Origin of the sequence: Microbacterium cremeum (assembly GCF_015277855.1) — a bacterium.
Lineage (GTDB): Bacteria > Actinomycetota > Actinomycetes > Actinomycetales > Microbacteriaceae > Microbacterium > Microbacterium cremeum.
The window spans coordinates 2,615,466-2,630,755 of record NZ_CP063812.1; the positions used below are offsets into that span (position 1 = coordinate 2,615,466).

At 71.4% G+C, this 15,290-nt stretch carries 13 protein-coding genes; 5 read left to right on the forward strand and 8 right to left on the reverse strand.

Annotated elements, in window-relative coordinates; genetic code table 11:
* Positions 1–46: 46 nt before the first annotated feature.
* Both ahcY and IM778_RS11925 read right to left on the reverse strand, forming a co-directional pair.
* Entirely contained in the window at positions 47–1,546 is a 1,500-nt protein-coding gene (gene ahcY / locus IM778_RS11920) for an adenosylhomocysteinase (RefSeq protein ID WP_194409094.1), read from the reverse strand.
* 22 nt (positions 1,547–1,568) lie between these two features.
* A complete protein-coding gene (locus tag IM778_RS11925; RefSeq protein WP_194409095.1) occupies positions 1,569–1,775 on the reverse strand; it encodes a DUF3499 family protein in 207 nt (68 codons plus the stop codon).
* Between the two features lie 129 nt (positions 1,776–1,904).
* Between IM778_RS11925 and IM778_RS11930 the strand changes: the two genes are divergently transcribed.
* Positions 1,905–2,345, forward strand: a complete 441-nt coding sequence (locus IM778_RS11930) for a metallopeptidase family protein (protein WP_194409096.1) — start codon at positions 1,905–1,907, stop codon at positions 2,343–2,345.
* A gap of 54 nt (positions 2,346–2,399) precedes the next feature.
* Here IM778_RS11930 and IM778_RS11935 read toward each other — a convergent pair whose 3' ends face one another.
* From IM778_RS11935 to manA, 4 genes are all read right to left on the reverse strand, one after another.
* Positions 2,400–3,845 carry a DUF5719 family protein gene (locus IM778_RS11935; protein ID WP_194409097.1) on the reverse strand — a complete coding sequence of 482 codons (1,446 nt, stop codon included), beginning with the start codon at positions 3,843–3,845 and terminating at the stop codon, positions 2,400–2,402.
* Positions 3,842–6,703 carry a glycosyltransferase gene (locus IM778_RS11940; protein ID WP_194409098.1) on the reverse strand — a complete coding sequence of 954 codons (2,862 nt, stop codon included), beginning with the start codon at positions 6,701–6,703 and terminating at the stop codon, positions 3,842–3,844. Before IM778_RS11940 ends, IM778_RS11935 begins: the two co-directional genes overlap by 4 nt.
* Positions 6,704–6,794: 91 nt before the next feature.
* Positions 6,795–7,121, reverse strand: coding sequence for a WhiB family transcriptional regulator (locus IM778_RS11945; RefSeq protein WP_194409099.1), 327 nt, complete (start codon positions 7,119–7,121; stop codon positions 6,795–6,797).
* Between the two features lie 170 nt (positions 7,122–7,291).
* Positions 7,292–8,452, reverse strand: a complete 1,161-nt coding sequence (gene manA / locus IM778_RS11950; RefSeq protein WP_194409100.1) for a mannose-6-phosphate isomerase, class I — start codon at positions 8,450–8,452, stop codon at positions 7,292–7,294.
* An 89-nt stretch (positions 8,453–8,541) separates the two neighbouring features.
* Between manA and IM778_RS11955 the strand changes: the two genes are divergently transcribed.
* The 4 genes from IM778_RS11955 to IM778_RS11970 are packed head-to-tail and all read left to right on the forward strand — an operon-like array spanning position 8,542 to position 13,700.
* The gene (locus IM778_RS11955) at positions 8,542–9,960 is read left to right on the forward strand and encodes an O-antigen ligase family protein (protein ID WP_194409101.1); all 1,419 of its coding nucleotides are present in this window, start codon (positions 8,542–8,544) and stop codon (positions 9,958–9,960) included.
* Positions 9,957–11,303 carry an O-antigen ligase family protein gene (locus IM778_RS11960; protein ID WP_194409102.1) on the forward strand — a complete coding sequence of 449 codons (1,347 nt, stop codon included), beginning with the start codon at positions 9,957–9,959 and terminating at the stop codon, positions 11,301–11,303. Before IM778_RS11955 ends, IM778_RS11960 begins: the two co-directional genes overlap by 4 nt.
* A gap of 58 nt (positions 11,304–11,361) precedes the next feature.
* Positions 11,362–12,342 carry a glycosyltransferase family 2 protein gene (locus IM778_RS11965; protein ID WP_228484523.1) on the forward strand — a complete coding sequence of 327 codons (981 nt, stop codon included), beginning with the start codon at positions 11,362–11,364 and terminating at the stop codon, positions 12,340–12,342.
* A 47-nt stretch (positions 12,343–12,389) separates the two neighbouring features.
* The gene (locus tag IM778_RS11970; RefSeq protein ID WP_194409104.1) at positions 12,390–13,700 is read left to right on the forward strand and encodes a UDP-glucose dehydrogenase family protein; all 1,311 of its coding nucleotides are present in this window, start codon (positions 12,390–12,392) and stop codon (positions 13,698–13,700) included.
* A gap of 34 nt (positions 13,701–13,734) precedes the next feature.
* Here IM778_RS11970 and IM778_RS11975 read toward each other — a convergent pair whose 3' ends face one another.
* Complete coding sequence (locus IM778_RS11975) at positions 13,735–14,481, reverse strand: ABC transporter ATP-binding protein (protein ID WP_194409105.1); 747 nt, start codon at positions 14,479–14,481, stop codon at positions 13,735–13,737.
* Complete coding sequence (locus IM778_RS11980) at positions 14,481–15,287, reverse strand: ABC transporter permease (protein WP_194409106.1); 807 nt, start codon at positions 15,285–15,287, stop codon at positions 14,481–14,483. Before IM778_RS11980 ends, IM778_RS11975 begins: the two co-directional genes overlap by 1 nt.
* Positions 15,288–15,290 lie beyond the last annotated feature (3 nt).

Genomic DNA, 15,290 nt, shown 5'->3' on the forward strand with positions numbered 1-15,290 from the left:
AGTTGCACTCTCGCGGATCCGGTGCCGGTGAACGGCTCGGGCCCGCTCAGTAGCGGTAGTGGTCGAGCTTGTAGGGGCCGTCGATCGGCACGCCGATGTAGGCGGCCTGCTCCTCGGTGAGCGTCGTCAACTCGACGCCCAGCGCACCGAGGTGCAGCCGCGCGACCTTCTCGTCGAGCGTCTTGGGCAGGGTGTACACCCCGACGGGGTAGTCCTCGCGCTTGGTGTAGAGCTCGATCTGCGCGAGCACCTGATTGGCGAACGACGCGCTCATGACGAACGACGGATGCCCCGTCGCATTGCCGAGGTTCATCAGTCGCCCCTCGCTCAGCACCAGCACGCTGCGTCCGTTCGGCAGGCGCCACTCGTGCACCTGCGGCTTGATCTCGACGCGCTCGACCCCGGGGACCGCAGCGAGCCCGGCGATGTCGATCTCGTCGTCGAAGTGACCGACGTTGCCGACGATCGCGAGGTGCTTGAGCGACTGCAGGTGCTCCGCCGTCACGACGCGCGTGTTGCCGGTGCCGGTGATGACGATGTCGACCTGCGGCGCGACATCCTCCAGGCGCGCGACCTGGAAGCCGTCCATCGCCGCCTGCAGCGCGCAGATCGGGTCGATCTCGCCGACGATGACACGGGCGCCTTGACCGCGCAGCGCCTCGGCGGCCCCCTTGCCGACATCGCCGTACCCGGCGACGAACGCGACCTTGCCGCCGATCAGCACGTCGGTGGCGCGGTTCAGCCCGTCGGGCAGCGAGTGCCGGATGCCGTAGGTGTTGTCGAACTTGGACTTCGTCACCGAGTCGTTGACGTTGATCGCGGGGAAGAGCAGGTCTCCGGATGCCGCGAGCTCGTACAGACGGTGGACGCCCGTGGTGGTCTCTTCGGTGACGCCGAGCAGGCCCTCGGCGATCCGGGTGTAGCGCTGCGGGTCGCGCTGCATCGAGGCGCGGATCGTGTCGAGCACGATGCGCAGCTCGGCTGAGTCGCTCGGCTCGGCCGCGCGCACGGCGCCGGCCTTCTCGAACTCCACGCCCTTGTGGACGAGCAGCGTCGCGTCGCCGCCGTCATCGAGGATCATGTTCGGTCCGTCGAAGCCCTCGGCCGACCAGTCGAAGATGCGGTCGGCGAGGCGCCAGTACTCCTCGAGGGTCTCGCCCTTCCAGGCGAACACCGGGATACCCGCGGGCGCCTCCACGGTGCCGTCCGGGCCGACCACGACCGCGGCGGCCGCTTCGTCCTGCGTCGAGAAGATGTTGCAGCTGGCCCACCGCACCTGTGCACCGAGGGCCACGAGTGTCTCGATGAGCACCGCGGTCTGCACGGTCATGTGCAGCGACCCCGCGATGCGTGCACCCTTCAGCGGCTGCGACGGACCGAACTCCTCGCGCAGGGCCATGAGCCCCGGCATCTCGTTCTCGGCGAGGCGCAGCTGATGCCGGCCCGCTTCGGCGAGCGAGAGGTCGGCGACCTCGTATTCGAGGCCTCCGGCGGACTCAGCGGCCGGAACGTGGGCAGGCGTGGCGACGGGCGTGGGGGTCGGCATCCGCCCATTCTCCCACGACGGCTCAGGCGCGGAGAGTCTCGTGGCGCACGACCACCCAGCCCTTGGGCACCGACAGGCGGTCGGTGTGGATCGCGCAGAGGTCGTGGGCGTGAGGGTCGCCGCCGGCACCGAGCGGACCGATCGCGGCCATCTGGTCGCCGTAGTCGTAGGTGAGGGTCGTGATGGCCTCGCGGGCGCAACCGACTTTGGAGCAGACTCTCTCGCGCATCGCCATGACGCTACCGCGCCCGGAGGACACTCCCGCGGATGCCGCGCCGCAGGGCCGCCGCGTTTCGTCGCGGCGGCGGAGCGCCCTCGCGCAACGACCGAGACGGCACCGGCGACCTAAGCTGGGTCCATGGCGTGGCGGAGGGCGAAGATCAGCGAGCACGCGCCGCGGCGCGCGGATCGGCACGGCCGGCACGGCCGCGTCGGGCGCAGTCCCGTCGTGCGCCCGCCACTCCCCCCGCTCGACACGCGGGTCGACCGCTTCGACCTCGCGGTCGGGACAGCCGCCGAGTTCCTCCGGTCGGCGTGGCCGGAGCTGCGCGCGGTGCGCTTCGAGGTCGCCGACATGCCCATGGCCACCGATGCCGGCGGCATCCCGCGCTGGACGGTGCTGCCCGAAGAGAAGCGCATCATCCTGTACCGCTTGCCGATCGAGCGCCTCAGCCACCTGCACCGCGACGACGACCTGCATCGCCGCATCATGGTGGAGAGCGCCGTGTTCCGCGCCGCCGCCCAGTACCTCGACCGCGATCCCTGGGACCTCGGTCCGGAGCGCTTCAGATTCTTCTGACGCGACGCGTCCCCCGCCGTCCAGGACCCGCGCCGTGCGCTGATGCGGTCCGCGTCACGGGTAGACGATGATCTGCGGCGCCGCCGCGTCCGCCGGCCACACCGGGAAACCGGCGAGCGCGCTGTCGCCGGTGAACGACAGCGACGCGTGCACGGGCGACGCGGGCTCGATCAGGTAGACCGTGCGCGACGACAGGCGCGCGGTCATCGCGCCGTCGGCGGGAACGGTGAGCTCGAGCCGGAACGCGCCGTCCTCGGAGGTCACCGCGACCACGACGGGTTCGTCGGCCGGGTTCACGACCGTGAGAGTGGGCGGCGGTCCGCTGGGCACCGCGAACAGGCTCGGCACCGACACCTCCGGCGCGGGGGTGTACCACGCGAAGTCGGCGCCCTCGTCGAACCCCGTCGCCTGCCAGACCGCCGCGAGCACCGGCGCCGAGGCTTCGACCTCGACCGTGTACGAGCCGACGGCCAGCCCATCGAGAGCGAGCTCGAGCGGCTTGCCCTCCTCGAGCGGCACCTGCTGCGGTTCGAGCGCCGGCTCGGCGCGGCCGATCGCGGTGACCGTCACGGTCGCGTCGGTCGCCGCCGACGGCGCCACGATCCGCAGCACCGTGGCCGACTGGGTGATCTCGGGTTCGGCGGGCGTCCCCGGCCGGGCGGATGCTCCGGACTCCTCGCTGCGGCCGGTGACGCTGACCCCGGTGATCGTCTGCGTCGGGGCCGGGCGCGGGACCGCACCGACCTGGTCGACACCGCCCGGCGTCAGCGTGCGCATGATGCTCGCCTGCAGCGACGCGTGGATGGGGGCGCCGACGGCGGACACGCGGATGACGGGGCTCGCCTCGTCGAGCGCGATCCCCGCCAGCGGCACCACCCGCTGCGTGCCGGGGGCCACCACGATGTCGGAGGCTCCGGGCGGGACCTGCGGCCCGCCGACGCCGAATACCGTGAGCTCCACCGTCGCCGGCACGGTGCCCGGGTTCGCGAGGAGAACGAGGTCGGCGGCGCCGGTCAGGCCCGACCCGCCGATGAGCCACGATTCCAGCAGCGGCGGGCGGCACGAGGACGCCGCGAACCCGGAGAGGTCGTCGGCGGTGACCGTGGCGGCGCCGGCCGCGGCGACGTCGACCCGCTGACGGTCCTGCGGGGGCGCCGTGAAGACCAGCGGTCCGGGGCCGACGGCGGGCACCTCGAGCTGCTGCTCGGCGGGAGGGGGCGCATCCACGCTCACGCCGCTCGTGACGGACTGCGGCGCCGCCGTCACCACGGAGTCGGCATCCGTCGGATCCCGGCCGATCAGAAGCAGCCCGCCGTCGCACGCCGCCACCGAGGCCGCGGGCGCCGGGGTCGCCGCGACTCTGACCGGATCGCGGGTGAGGGTCGGCCACGGCACCGACACCGCGGTGACGACGGCCATCGCCGCCGCGATGGACACGACCGTGCCGATCAGCATCCTCGTGCTGGTCGTCGCCCACCGGAACACCCGTCGATCGCTCATCGGCCCTCCTGCCAGTGCGGCCCGACCACGCGCGGTGTGCGACGCGCGTCACGCCGAGTCGCCGCGGTCGGAAGCGCCAGCAGCAGCGCGATGCCGAACACGACGAGCTGGCCGATCGCGATCGCCCGCGAGAGGGCGGCGACGGATGCCGGCTCCCGCGGTCGCGGCGCGATGTCGGCGATGACGCGCCACAGCTCGCCCTTGGCCGTGTCGCCGACGACGACGAGCGTCTCGCGCTGGTTGAGCGCGGTGGTCGCCGACAGCCGCATCATGCGGGCGGTATCGGACTCCGGGGGCGGCGAGGGGGCCAGGAGGATGAAGCCGACGCCGAGGTCGGCGAGCTCGGCCACGGCGTCTTCCGCGGCCGAGGTGACGAGGTCGGCGGCGAGGTCGGCCACGGCGTCGTCCTGCGGCGTGGCGCGCGTGCGGGTCGCGAGCATCGTCGTCTGCCCGCTGAGGGTCTCGCTCGCCCCCCACACGATCTGGGCCGAGACCCCCGAGACCGCCTGCGGGGTCAGCACCAGCGTGCCGACGTCGGGGTCGTCGCGCCCCTCGGCCGCCACGAAGGCCGGCAGCGTGCTCGCCGGGCCGTTGGTGATCGTCGCGCGGTTCTGCGTCATCGCGGTGAGCGAGGGCACTGCGAGGACGACGACCCCCGCGCATACGACGGCGGCCGCGACGCCGCGCACGACGGCGGCCCGCGGCGCGAGACCGGCGTCGAGGGTCACGAGCGCCGCGCCGAGCGCTCCCAGCCACGCGAGGCTGAGGCCCGCGCCGGGCCAGAGCGGGACGGCGATCGACTGCGCGAAGGCGACCGACACGCCGACAGCGGCGAACGCGGTGCCCATGCCGAGGGCGGTGACGACGAGGAGGGATGTTCCGACCGCCCAGCGCTGCGTGAGCGGCGCCGCGAGGGCGAGCAGCGCGATCGGGACGGTGAGCAGCGGCACCCACCACGTCGGCCCCTCCGGCAGGAGTGCCGTCCACCCCGCGAGGTCGGGGGTCGGGATGCCGGCGACCAGGAGGGCGCGTCCGACGGGGTCTGGGGCCACCTGGGGCCCCGCCCACGGTACGCCGGGGTCGGCCAGAAGTCCCCACAGCCGCGACTGCGCGAACGCGTTCCACACGAGCGGCGCCGCGAGCGCCAGCGAGGGCACGACGGTCCACACGATCCGGGCAACGCCCCGCCCGGCGCGCAGCGCCACGGCGAGCAGGATCGCGGTGGCCCACAGCACCCCGAGGGCGGGCGCGAGCGACGGGGCGGTGGCGACGACGGCCGCGAGGATGAGGGATGCCGTGCCGGCGGCCGCCCACGACCGATGCGCGACGGATCCGGCGACGAACAGCCAGGGCAGCAGGAGATGGAGCAGGACCCCCGTCGGCCGGCCCTGGGTCAGCGCGACCAGCAGTGCCGGCGAGAGCGCCCACACCGCGCCGCCGAGCAGTCGCAGCGACGATCGCTCGGTCACGCGGGTCGCGGCGAACCAGCCTCCCAGTGCGGCCAGCGGGAGCGCGAGGATCCAGAGTGCGACGAGCGCTCGCGACGGCTCCCACGGGGCGAGCGAGCCCAGGAGCGCGATCACGGCGGCGAACGGGTCGGCCGGCCCGATCGTGTCGGGCCCGAGCACGCGCTGCCCGAACGCGGCCTCGTCCCACAGCCGGCCGACGGTGCCGGCCAGCGGCTGCAGCGCACCGCCGCCGAGCACGGGCCAGGCGAGCAGGGCCGGGAAGGCCGCGACAGACACCACGAGCGCGCCGAGCACGAGCCACGCACCGCCGCCGGTGAAGAAGTGCAGATCGCCGCGACGGTGACCGCCGACTCCCGCGTCGGGGTCGTCGTCGAGCCTCTCGCGCATCTCTGCGCCGGTCGTCCGCAGCGGCGCGAGCTGCGCCCACGACGCGCTGCGCGCCGCGGCGATACGGCGGCGCGCCCGCACCAGCGGGACGATCCGCACGAGCACGACGGCGGCCGCCGCCCACTCCGGGCCGATGCGCGCCGGCTGCTTGCGCACGAGGTCGACGAGGGTGCGCCACAGCGCGAGCGGCAGCAGCGAGAGCCAGTGCAGCGGCACGGCGAGCGCCGGCGCGTAGGCGAGCCGCCGGTGCAGCTGCGCGACGCGTTCGGCATAGGTGATGCGTCGGCGGCGCTGCGGCGTGGTCGGCGTGGGCAGGCCCGCGGCCCCGTCGCCGGCGGTGGCGACGAGCGCGGCCGGCACGAGCGAGACGCGGGCACCCGCGAGGCGGGCGCGGACGCCGAGGTCGAGACCTTCGTCGGCACCGGCCAGGGCGCGATCGAGCCCCTGCAGTCTGTGCCAGGCGTCGGTGCGGATGAGGATGCCGCGGACGTCGGCGCCCAGCACGTCCTCACGGGCGTCGTGCTGGCCCTGGTCGAACTCGCCGTCGGCGAGCGGGACGGTGCGCCCGAACCGCGTCATGCCGACGCCGAGCGACACGATCTCGGCCCGGTCGTCCCACCGCACGAGCTTGGGGGCGACGAAGGCGACGGACGGCGAGAGCTCGAGCGCGCCGACGAGGCGCGTCAGCGCATCGGGCTCGGGCGCGGTGTCCTGGGCGAGCAGCCACACCGCGTCGCCGTCGATGTGCGGCGTGACGAGGGCGGTCGCCGCGGCGAAGCCGGTCGATGCCGGGGCCTTCACGACGGACTCGGCGCCTGCGGCATCCGCGATCTCGAACAGTCGGTCGTCGCCGCCGCACACCACGATGGTCACGACGTCGGGCTGTCGCGTCTGCTCCGACAGCGCCGCCAGCGTGCGCTTGAGGTGGAACCCCGTCGGCGTACGACCGTCGGGACGCACGACGACGACGGCGTGCACTCGATCAGACGTGGCTTCGGGCATGGCTCGGCCAGCCTAGGCGGGCGCGCGCGTCACACCGAGGCGTACGCGCCGGACGCGGCCGGATCCCCCGACCGACCGCGATCCCGCGACGTCACCCGGCTCGGCGCTTGAGCTTGCGGCGCTCGCGTTCGCTGAGGCCGCCCCAGATCCCGAACCGCTCGTCGTTCTGCAACGCGTACTCGAGGCACTGGTCTCGAACGTCGCACGACGTGCAGATGCGCTTGGCATCGCGCGTGGAGCCGCCCTTCTCGGGGAAGAACGCCTCCGGATCGGTCTGGGCGCACAAGGCGTCCGTCTGCCAGGAGAGCGGATTGTCTTCTTCCGCCTCGGTATTGCGGCGAACCCCCGGAACCCCCAGCTGAACCGGATCGACGAACCAGTCGCCGGGAACGCCGGAACGGTAATGCGAAACCGTCATGTCGTTCTCACCCCCCGTGATCCTGCTCCACGCTGTCGCGTGTACGGATAATTACACCCGTGTAGTTCACCGAGGTCAAGTCGCAGATACTAAAGCCTCAACCGGCTCTTGAACTTTCACGACGCGCCGACGGCGTGTCGCGCTGTCGTAACGGTCCGATGAGAATCCCCTCACGCACTGCGCGAGACGCCCGGGAGCGCCACGAACAGCTCACCCTCGCCCGAGACGCCGAGGGTCTTCTCGTCGGGCGTGACCAGCGCCGCCTGGCCGGGCGCGAGCGTCACCGATCCCGCCGCCGCACCGCCGGTGAGCGTCACCGATCCCGACGTCGCGAGCGCGATCGCGGGTCCGGTGATCGGCAGCGACGCCGTCCCGGCGCCCGGCGTCACCGCGAGCAGCGAGAAGTCCGCGACCGGTACGTCGTAGCGTCGCACGCCCCCGCCGAGGGCGACCGGCAGGAGCACCGGCGGCACCCCCGTCGTGTCGTCGAGCACGGCGACGAGCTCGGTCGCGTCGACGTGCTTGGGGGTGAGGCCGCCGCGGAGCACGTTGTCGCTGGCGGCCATGATCTCCACACCGAGTCCTTCGAGGTACGCGTGGAGGACCCCGGCGGGCACGAACAGCCCCTCGCCTCGCCGGAGCGTCACCAGGTTCATCAGGAGCGCGACGACGATCCCCGGGTCGCCGGGGAAGTCCTGGTCCAGCCTGCGGGCGAGGGCGAGCTCGTCGGCGAACTCGGGGACGTCGGCGGCGACGGCTGCGGCGATGACCTCGCGCGCGGCGCCGGCCCCGTCGGCCAGCAGCCAGCCGATGATGCCCGAGGGCGAGGCATCCGTCGCCGCCAGCTGCTCGCCGAGCGGCGCGGCACCGTCGCCCAGCGCGGCGACCAGGCGGCGCGTGGCGTCGAGGTCGCGGACGCCCGCGAGTGCGCGGAACGTGTCGCTCAGCGCCACGATGAGCTCGGGCTTGTGGTTGTCGTCGCGGTAGGTGCGGCTCGAGGCGTCGCGCGGGATGCCCGCCGCCTCCTCGCGCGCGAAGCCCGCCTCGGCCTGCGCCTTCGACGGATGCGCCTGGATCGAGAGCGCGGATGCCGCGGCCAGCAGCTTCAGCAGGTAGGGCAGGGGCGCATCGATACCGGCGGAAGGGCCTTCGTCGGCGATCCAGTGGTCGAGCGTGCGACCGTCGGGCGTCTCGGACGGGTCGCCGGGGTGGTCCCCGAACCAGACCTCGGCTTCGGGGCGCCCCGACGGCGCGCGGCCCACGAGATCGGCGATGAGCGAGGTCGAGCCCCACGCATAGTCGCGCGGGTCGTTGGCGAGCGGGATGAGCATCCGCCCAGCGTACGGCGGGATCGGCGAGCGGGCGAAGCCAGACGAGACGCCCTCGGTTCGTTGCGGTGCGCCCCGGTACCCTGAGAGCGATGGCCGTCTACTCGAAGCACCCGGCATCGGCACCGCCGAGCCCCCCGGTCCGTGAGAAGACCGGCCACCTCATGCTGCGCGGCTGGTGCATCGTGGTGCTGTTCATGTCGCTGTCGGGCGTGGCGTGGGTGCACGCATTCGGCACGGTGATCGCCGGCACCCTCACGATCGCGGGCGGCGTGCTGTCGGTCGCGCTGTGGGCCGTCGTCCGGCCGCCCGTGCAGTGGCGCCGGCTGCCGTGGTTCGTGGTCGCGTACGTCGCGTGGGCGACGCTGTCGCTGACGTGGTCGGCGTGGCCGCAGACCAGCGCGCTCACGCTGCTGCTCCTGTACATCACGACGCTCCAGGCCCTGTTCATCGGCAGCGTCCTGACCTGGCGCGAGCTGGTGCGCGCCGTCGCGTCGGCGCTCAAGTGGGTCATGGGACTGTCGATCCTGTTCGAGCTGTGGGTGTCGGTGTTCATCGGCGCGCCGATCCTCCCCGGGTTCGTCGTGGGGAAGGCCGACGACCCGATCGAGTACTGGTCCCGCAACAACCTCTTCGACTTCCCCGGACGCATCCAGGGCATCATGGGCAACGCCAACCTGCTCGCGCCGGTGGCCCTGCTCGCGATCATCGTGTTCGCGATCCGCTTCGCGGCGGGCGCCCCTCGGCGGGCGCTCCTCATCGGGTGGATCGCGCTCTCGGCGTTCCTGTTCGTGCGCGCGTCGTCGGCGACGTCGTTCCTCGCCGCGGCAGCCGTGGTGGTCGTACTCGCGACCGTGCTCCTGATGCGCCGGGCCACGAGGCCCGGCGAGCGCACCAAGTACTACATCGCGTACGCGGTCGTCGGCGTCGGCGGGCTCCTCACGCTGTGGCTGCTGCGCGACACGATCTTCGGCGCCCTCGGGCGCAGCGCCGACCTCACCGGACGCGAGCGCATCTGGGAGGCGGTCCTCGGCCGCGCCGCGGAGCACCCGTGGGTCGGGTGGGGCTTCGCGACTCCCTGGGCGCCGTGGGACCCGGCGTTCGACGGATGGGTCACCGACCACGGTCAGACCGTGCTGCAGGCCCACAACATGTGGATCGACGTCGCGATGCAGCTCGGCATCATCGGCGTCGTGCTGCTGGCCCTCATGTACCTCGCGTTCGTGTGGCGGTCGTGGTTCTTCGCCGTCGACCGTCCCCGCTGGGATCTCCGCGACGATCGTCCGTACTCCGCCGTGACGCTGCTGCCCACCCTCGTCGGCGCCATCGTGATCGTCCAGGGCTTCGCCGAGTCCACGCCGCTCCTCCTCTGGGGGTGGCTGTTCGTCGTCATGCTCGGAGCGAAGATCAAGCAGTCGCCGCATGTCGGAGTGGGCCCCGCCGAGCAGAGCGCCGCGATCGAGCGCGGCGAGGCCGTCGACGGCGACGAGCGGACGAAGCAGGGCGCGTGACCGGCCAGGAGCGCTCCTCTCACCCGGCGCAGCCCGGGTGGATCGGCACACTGCTGGTCTCGGCATCCTTCGCCCGCGCGCTCACGCTCGCCGTGCTGGCGGTCGTGTTCGCGGGATTCGCGATCGAGCGGATCGCCGGGCAGGTGACCTACGTCACCATCGTCACGGGCCTGTGCGTGTTCGGCGGAGCCGTGCTGGTCGCCCGCCGGCAGGAGATCTCACTGCTCCGGCTGCTGCCGACCACGGTGATCGCCTTCATCGCGTGGGCGTTCGCGAGCATCTTCTGGAGCCAGGACCCGAGCACGTCGCTGTGGAGCTGGATCTCGATGGCCGGCATCGCGTTCCTCGCCGTCGTCATCGGCCACATCCGCGACACGCTGCAGACCGTGCGCGCCCTCGGCGACGTGCTGCGCGTGCTGCTGGCGACGTCGCTCGCGGTCGAGGTGCTGTCGGGGGTGCTGCTCGACATCCCGTTCACGTTCCTGGGTGTGCAGGGCAACCTCGGCGAGCTCGGGCCGGTGCAGGGCATCTTCGGCACCCGCAACATGCTGGGGTTCGTGGCGGTGCTCGCCGTCATCACCTTCCTCATCGAGTACCGCACGCAGTCCGTGCGCCCGGGGCTGTCGGTGGCCTCCGTCGTGCTGGCGGGCGGACTCGCGGCGCTCAGCGACTCCCCCACCGTCCTGGTGCTGGCCGTCGGCGTCGGGCTCGCCGTCGCCGCGCTGGCGCTCGTGCGCCACACCCGCCCGGAGCGGCGGCGGGCGCTGCAGTGGACCCTCGGCGCGCTCGTCGTCGTCGGGGTGTTCGTCGGCTACGTGGCGCGGCATCCGATCATCGCCCTCCTCGGCGCCGGCAGCGACTTCTCGATGCGCGTCGACCTGTGGAACTTCATGGTCGACCTGACGCGCTTCCGGCCGGTGCACGGGTGGGGCTGGTACGGACCCTGGGCCCCCGGCGAGTTCCCGTTCAACGCCCTCAACGCGCGCCTCGACGCATCGCATGCCACCGGGCTCAACGCGTACTTCGACGTGCTGCTGCAGCTCGGCTGGCTCGGGCTGGTGCTTTTCCTCGCGCTCGGCGGCCTCGCGCTCGCCCGCTCGTGGCTCGTGGCCAGCGAACGGCGCTCGGTCGTCTACGCCTGGACGCCGCTCATGCTCGTCGCGCTGCTGGTCGACTCGATGTTCGAGAGCTTCACGCTCACCGGCCTCGGCTGGATGATGCTCGTGCTGTGCGCGGTGCGCGCCGGGCAGTCCCGCTCGTGGCGCGAGCGCCTCGGAAGCGAGACGGATGCCGGGGACCAGGGCCTTCCCCACGCCCAGGGGACGGAAGGAATCCCAGGGTAGGCTTCTCTCCGGCCCGACGCCTCGGCGCCCGTCGACCCCGTCCCCGGAGATCCGCCCTGTGACAAACGACCCGACCGCCGCGCAGTTCGACCCGGCGTCCGCCACGATCGCCATCGTCACCTACAACCGCTCGGGGCTCCTCACGCGCCTGCTCGGCAGCATCGCCGCCATGGACCCCAAGCCCGGGCACGTCGTCGTCATCGACAACGCCTCGACCGACGACACCGCGGACGTCGTCGAGTCGTACCGCGAGCGCCTCGAGGGCACGACGATCGTCTACCGCCGCATGGAGACGAACACGGGCGGGTCTGGCGGCTTCAGCGAGGGTATGCGCGTCGCGTACGAACTGGGCTCCGAATGGATCTGGCTCATGGACGACGACGTCGAGGTGCTCCCCGACGGTCTGGCTCGCATGGGCAAGTGGACGCCCCGGTTCAAGAGCATCCAGGGCCGACGCTACGACTACGACGGCAGCGCGTTCTACTGGCAGTATCGCGTCGCCGAGCCGCTCGCCATCCCTATCCCGTTCGCCCCGGCGGCGTTCGACGAGTCGGGCTACAAGCCCATGAATTCGGGGTGCTTCGAGGGCATGTTCATCCACCGCGACATCGTGCAGCAGATCGGCCTCCCCGACCCGCGGTTCTTCATCTACTGGGACGACCAGGTCTACGGCTGGCTGGCCTCACGCAAGACAACGTCGGTCGTCGTCGAGGACTTCGTGCTGCGCCGCACGCGCGAGATCAAGCAGTGGGACATGGGCGTGCGTCACATGAACGCATCGAGCAACGCGTACCGGTACTACATCATGCGCAACCGGGCATACATCAAGAAGTACTATCGCGCGCTCGGCGTCTACAACCCCGTCCTGTTCGGTCTCGGCACCGCCCTGACGTTCGGTAAGGAGCTCATCCGGCTCGTGTTCGTCGAGCGGACCGTGCGCGGCACGTCGAACCTCTTCCGCGGGCTGAAGGACGGGCGCAAGATCGCGAAGGATGCCTCGTGGCAGCCGATGCCCCCGCTCGTGACGGCCACGGCCTGAGCGACCCGTCACACGCCGCCCGCCGCGGCCTCACTCCCAGGAGTTCCATGCGCATCTCAGTCATCGGCTGCGGCTATCTCGGTGCTGTGCACGCGGCCGCCATGGCCTCGATCGGCCACGAGGTCGTCGGAGTCGATATCGATGAACGCAAGATCGCCGAACTGGCCGCAGGTCGCGCACCGTTCTTCGAGCCTGATCTGCAGCAGATCCTCGAAGACGGCATCGGCTCGGGACGCCTGTCGTTCACGACCGACATCGCCGCAGTCCGGGGCGCCGCGGTCCACTTCATCGGCGTGGGAACCCCGCAGCAGGAGGGCGGGTACGCCGCCGACCTGACATACGTCGACGCGGCGGTCGATGCCCTCATCCCACACCTGCGCCCGGGCGACATCGTCGCCGGCAAGTCCACCGTCCCGGTCGGGACGGCCGCACGGCTCGCTGACGGCATCGAGCGCGCCGGCGCCACGCTGGTGTGGAATCCCGAGTTCCTCCGCGAAGGATGGGCGGTGCAAGACACCATCGATCCCGATCGCCTCGTGGCAGGCGTACCTGCCGGCGCCTCCGGCGAGCACGCGGCCGAGGTCCTGCGCGAGGTCTACCACACGGCGGTCGCCAAGAAGACGCCGTTCATCGTGACCGACTACGCGACGGCTGAACTGGTGAAAGTGGCCGCCAACGCCTTCCTCGCCACCAAGATCTCGTTCATCAATGCGATGGCTGAGATCGCCGAGGTCACGGGCGCAGACGTCACCCAGCTCGCCGACGCGATCGGGCACGACGTCCGGATCGGTCGCCGCTTCCTCGGCGCCGGCATCGGGTTCGGGGGCGGCTGCCTGCCGAAAGACATCCGGGCCTTCTCCGCTCGAGCGGAAGAGCTGGGCCGCGGCGAGTCCGTCAGCTTCCTCCGTGAGGTGGACGCCATCAACATGCGCCGCCGTGATCGTGCCGTGGAACTCGTCGTCGCCGCGCTGGGCGGCAGTGTGTTCGGGCGGAGGGTCGCCGTCCTCGGCGCCGCCTTCAAGCCGCACAGCGACGACGTGCGCGACTCCCCCGCCCTCGATGTCGCGGTGCGGTTGAAAGGTCTCGGCTGTGATGTCGTCGTGACCGATCCGGCCGCCGTGCCGAACGCGGCGCGGATCCACCCGCAGCTGACCTACGCGGACGATCTCGACGACGCCCTCCGGGGCGCTGACGCCGTCATCGTGGTCACGGAATGGGATGAGTACCGTCGCCACCTCACCCCGGAGCACGCCGCGTCGCTGGTCGCGGGAAGGATCGTGGTCGATGGGCGCAACTGCCTCGACGCCGCGGCGTGGCGCGAGTCGGGATGGTCCTACCACGGTATGGGGCGCCCCTGAGCCTTCGAGCGCCGCTCGGGTGGTCCGCTGCGGGTCAGCCCGTCGGGTAGTCGGCGTTGTATCGCTCCAGCACCTCGTCGATCGGGGCATCCATCGCCAGGCGGTGCTTGTCGAGGTAGAGGCCGCGCGTGCAGAAGCGCCGCAGGTCGCGCTCATTGTGACTGACGAAGAACAGCGTCCTGCCGTCCGAGAGCAGCTCGTCGATGCGGCGGTAGCACTTCTCTCGGAATGCCTTGTCGCCGACCGCGAGCACCTCGTCGACCAGCAGGATCGGCTCTTCGAGCTGCGAGACCACCGAGAACGCCAGGCGCACCTTCATGCCGTTGCTGAGGTGCTTGTAGGGAGTGTCGACGAAGTCGGCCAGCTCGGCGAAGTCGATGATCCCATCGAAACGACGTGAGACCTCTGCCTTCGACATCCCGTGAAGCCCCGACGTGAGCCGCACGTTCTCCCGCACCGTGAGGTCACCGACGAAGCCGCCGGTGATCTCGATCAGAGGAGCGACGCCGCCATGCACGGTCACCGTGCCTTCGTCGGGGAGCAGCACGCCGGCGACGAGTTTCAGCAGTGTCGACTTTCCCTGGCCGTTGCGGCCCACGACACCGATCGACTCCCCCGGCCTCACATCGAAGCCGACATCGCGCAACGCCCAGAACTCGCCCGGCTTGGAGCGCCGGGACGAGTCCGCGAACAGATCCTTGATGCTCCGACGACCACGGCGGTTGCGGCGGAAGCGCACGCCGAGATCGGTCACCTCGATCGCGAGACCGGATGCCGTCATCAGAGCTCCTTCAGCATGGGGCGCTCGAGCCGACGGAATGTGAAGATGCCGAGAGCGAGGAACAGGAACGACATGACGGCGCTCACGCTGACCACCCACGGGTCCCACTCCTGCGGGAAGAACCCGACACGGTACAGAGCGAAGATGCCGGCGAGCGGATTGAACGCGGCGAGCGTATCGAACGGCGCAGGCAGGTCCTCGACGCCGTAGATAACGGGCGAAGCGTAGAAGAGCGCGCGAAGGATCAGCTTCGTCGTGCGTTCAAGGTCGGTCCACAGGACGCATAGCGGAGCGACGAGCAGCCCGAGGCCGACGAGGAGGACGGTCTGCAGGAAGACGGCCACGGGGAACCAGAGCAAACCCCAGTTCAGTTGCGCGGGGGTCTCGCTGAACTGCGAGATGACGATGAACAGGGCGAGCACGGGTATCGAGCAGAGGAACTCGATCCCCTTGGACAGGACGATCCGATTCACCCAGATGGTCCGTGCGATCGCCGTGGAACGCACGAGGCGCGCGTCCTTGTTGAACGCCCGCGTGAAGTCCGAGACCGCCGCGTTGAACCACACCCACGGCAGCAGGGCGGTGATGAGGAACACGATGTACGGCGCGTGACCCACCGGGCGCTGGAAGACCTGCGTGAACACGAACCAGTAGATGGCGCTCATCACGAGCGGATCGAGGATCGACCACAGGTATCCGAGAGCGCTTGTCGAGTATCGGACTTTGAGGTCGCGCGCCGACAGCAGCCACAGTGAGTGGAGGTAGCGCCGGGGCGATCCGGGGGCGCCGACGGCAGCAGTGCTCACGCT

Bases quoted from the DNA above. Each gene is read 5' to 3' on its own strand.
- IM778_RS11935 (WP_194409097.1), bottom strand. From the start codon at position 3,845: ATGAGCGATCGACGGGTGTTCCGGTGGGCGACGACCAGCACGAGGATG.
- IM778_RS11955 (WP_194409101.1), top strand. From the start codon at position 8,542: ATGGCCGTCTACTCGAAGCACCCGGCATCGGCACCGCCGAGCCCCCCG.
- IM778_RS11975 (WP_194409105.1), bottom strand. From the start codon at position 14,481: ATGACGGCATCCGGTCTCGCGATCGAGGTGACCGATCTCGGCGTGCGC.
- manA (WP_194409100.1), bottom strand. From the start codon at position 8,452: ATGCTCATCCCGCTCGCCAACGACCCGCGCGACTATGCGTGGGGCTCG.
- IM778_RS11925 (WP_194409095.1), bottom strand. From the start codon at position 1,775: ATGCGCGAGAGAGTCTGCTCCAAAGTCGGTTGCGCCCGCGAGGCCATC.
- IM778_RS11940 (WP_194409098.1), bottom strand. From the start codon at position 6,703: ATGCCCGAAGCCACGTCTGATCGAGTGCACGCCGTCGTCGTCGTGCGT.
- ahcY (WP_194409094.1), bottom strand. From the start codon at position 1,546: ATGCCGACCCCCACGCCCGTCGCCACGCCTGCCCACGTTCCGGCCGCT.
- IM778_RS11970 (WP_194409104.1), top strand. From the start codon at position 12,390: ATGCGCATCTCAGTCATCGGCTGCGGCTATCTCGGTGCTGTGCACGCG.
- IM778_RS11945 (WP_194409099.1), bottom strand. From the start codon at position 7,121: ATGACGGTTTCGCATTACCGTTCCGGCGTTCCCGGCGACTGGTTCGTC.
- IM778_RS11930 (WP_194409096.1), top strand. From the start codon at position 1,905: ATGGCGTGGCGGAGGGCGAAGATCAGCGAGCACGCGCCGCGGCGCGCG.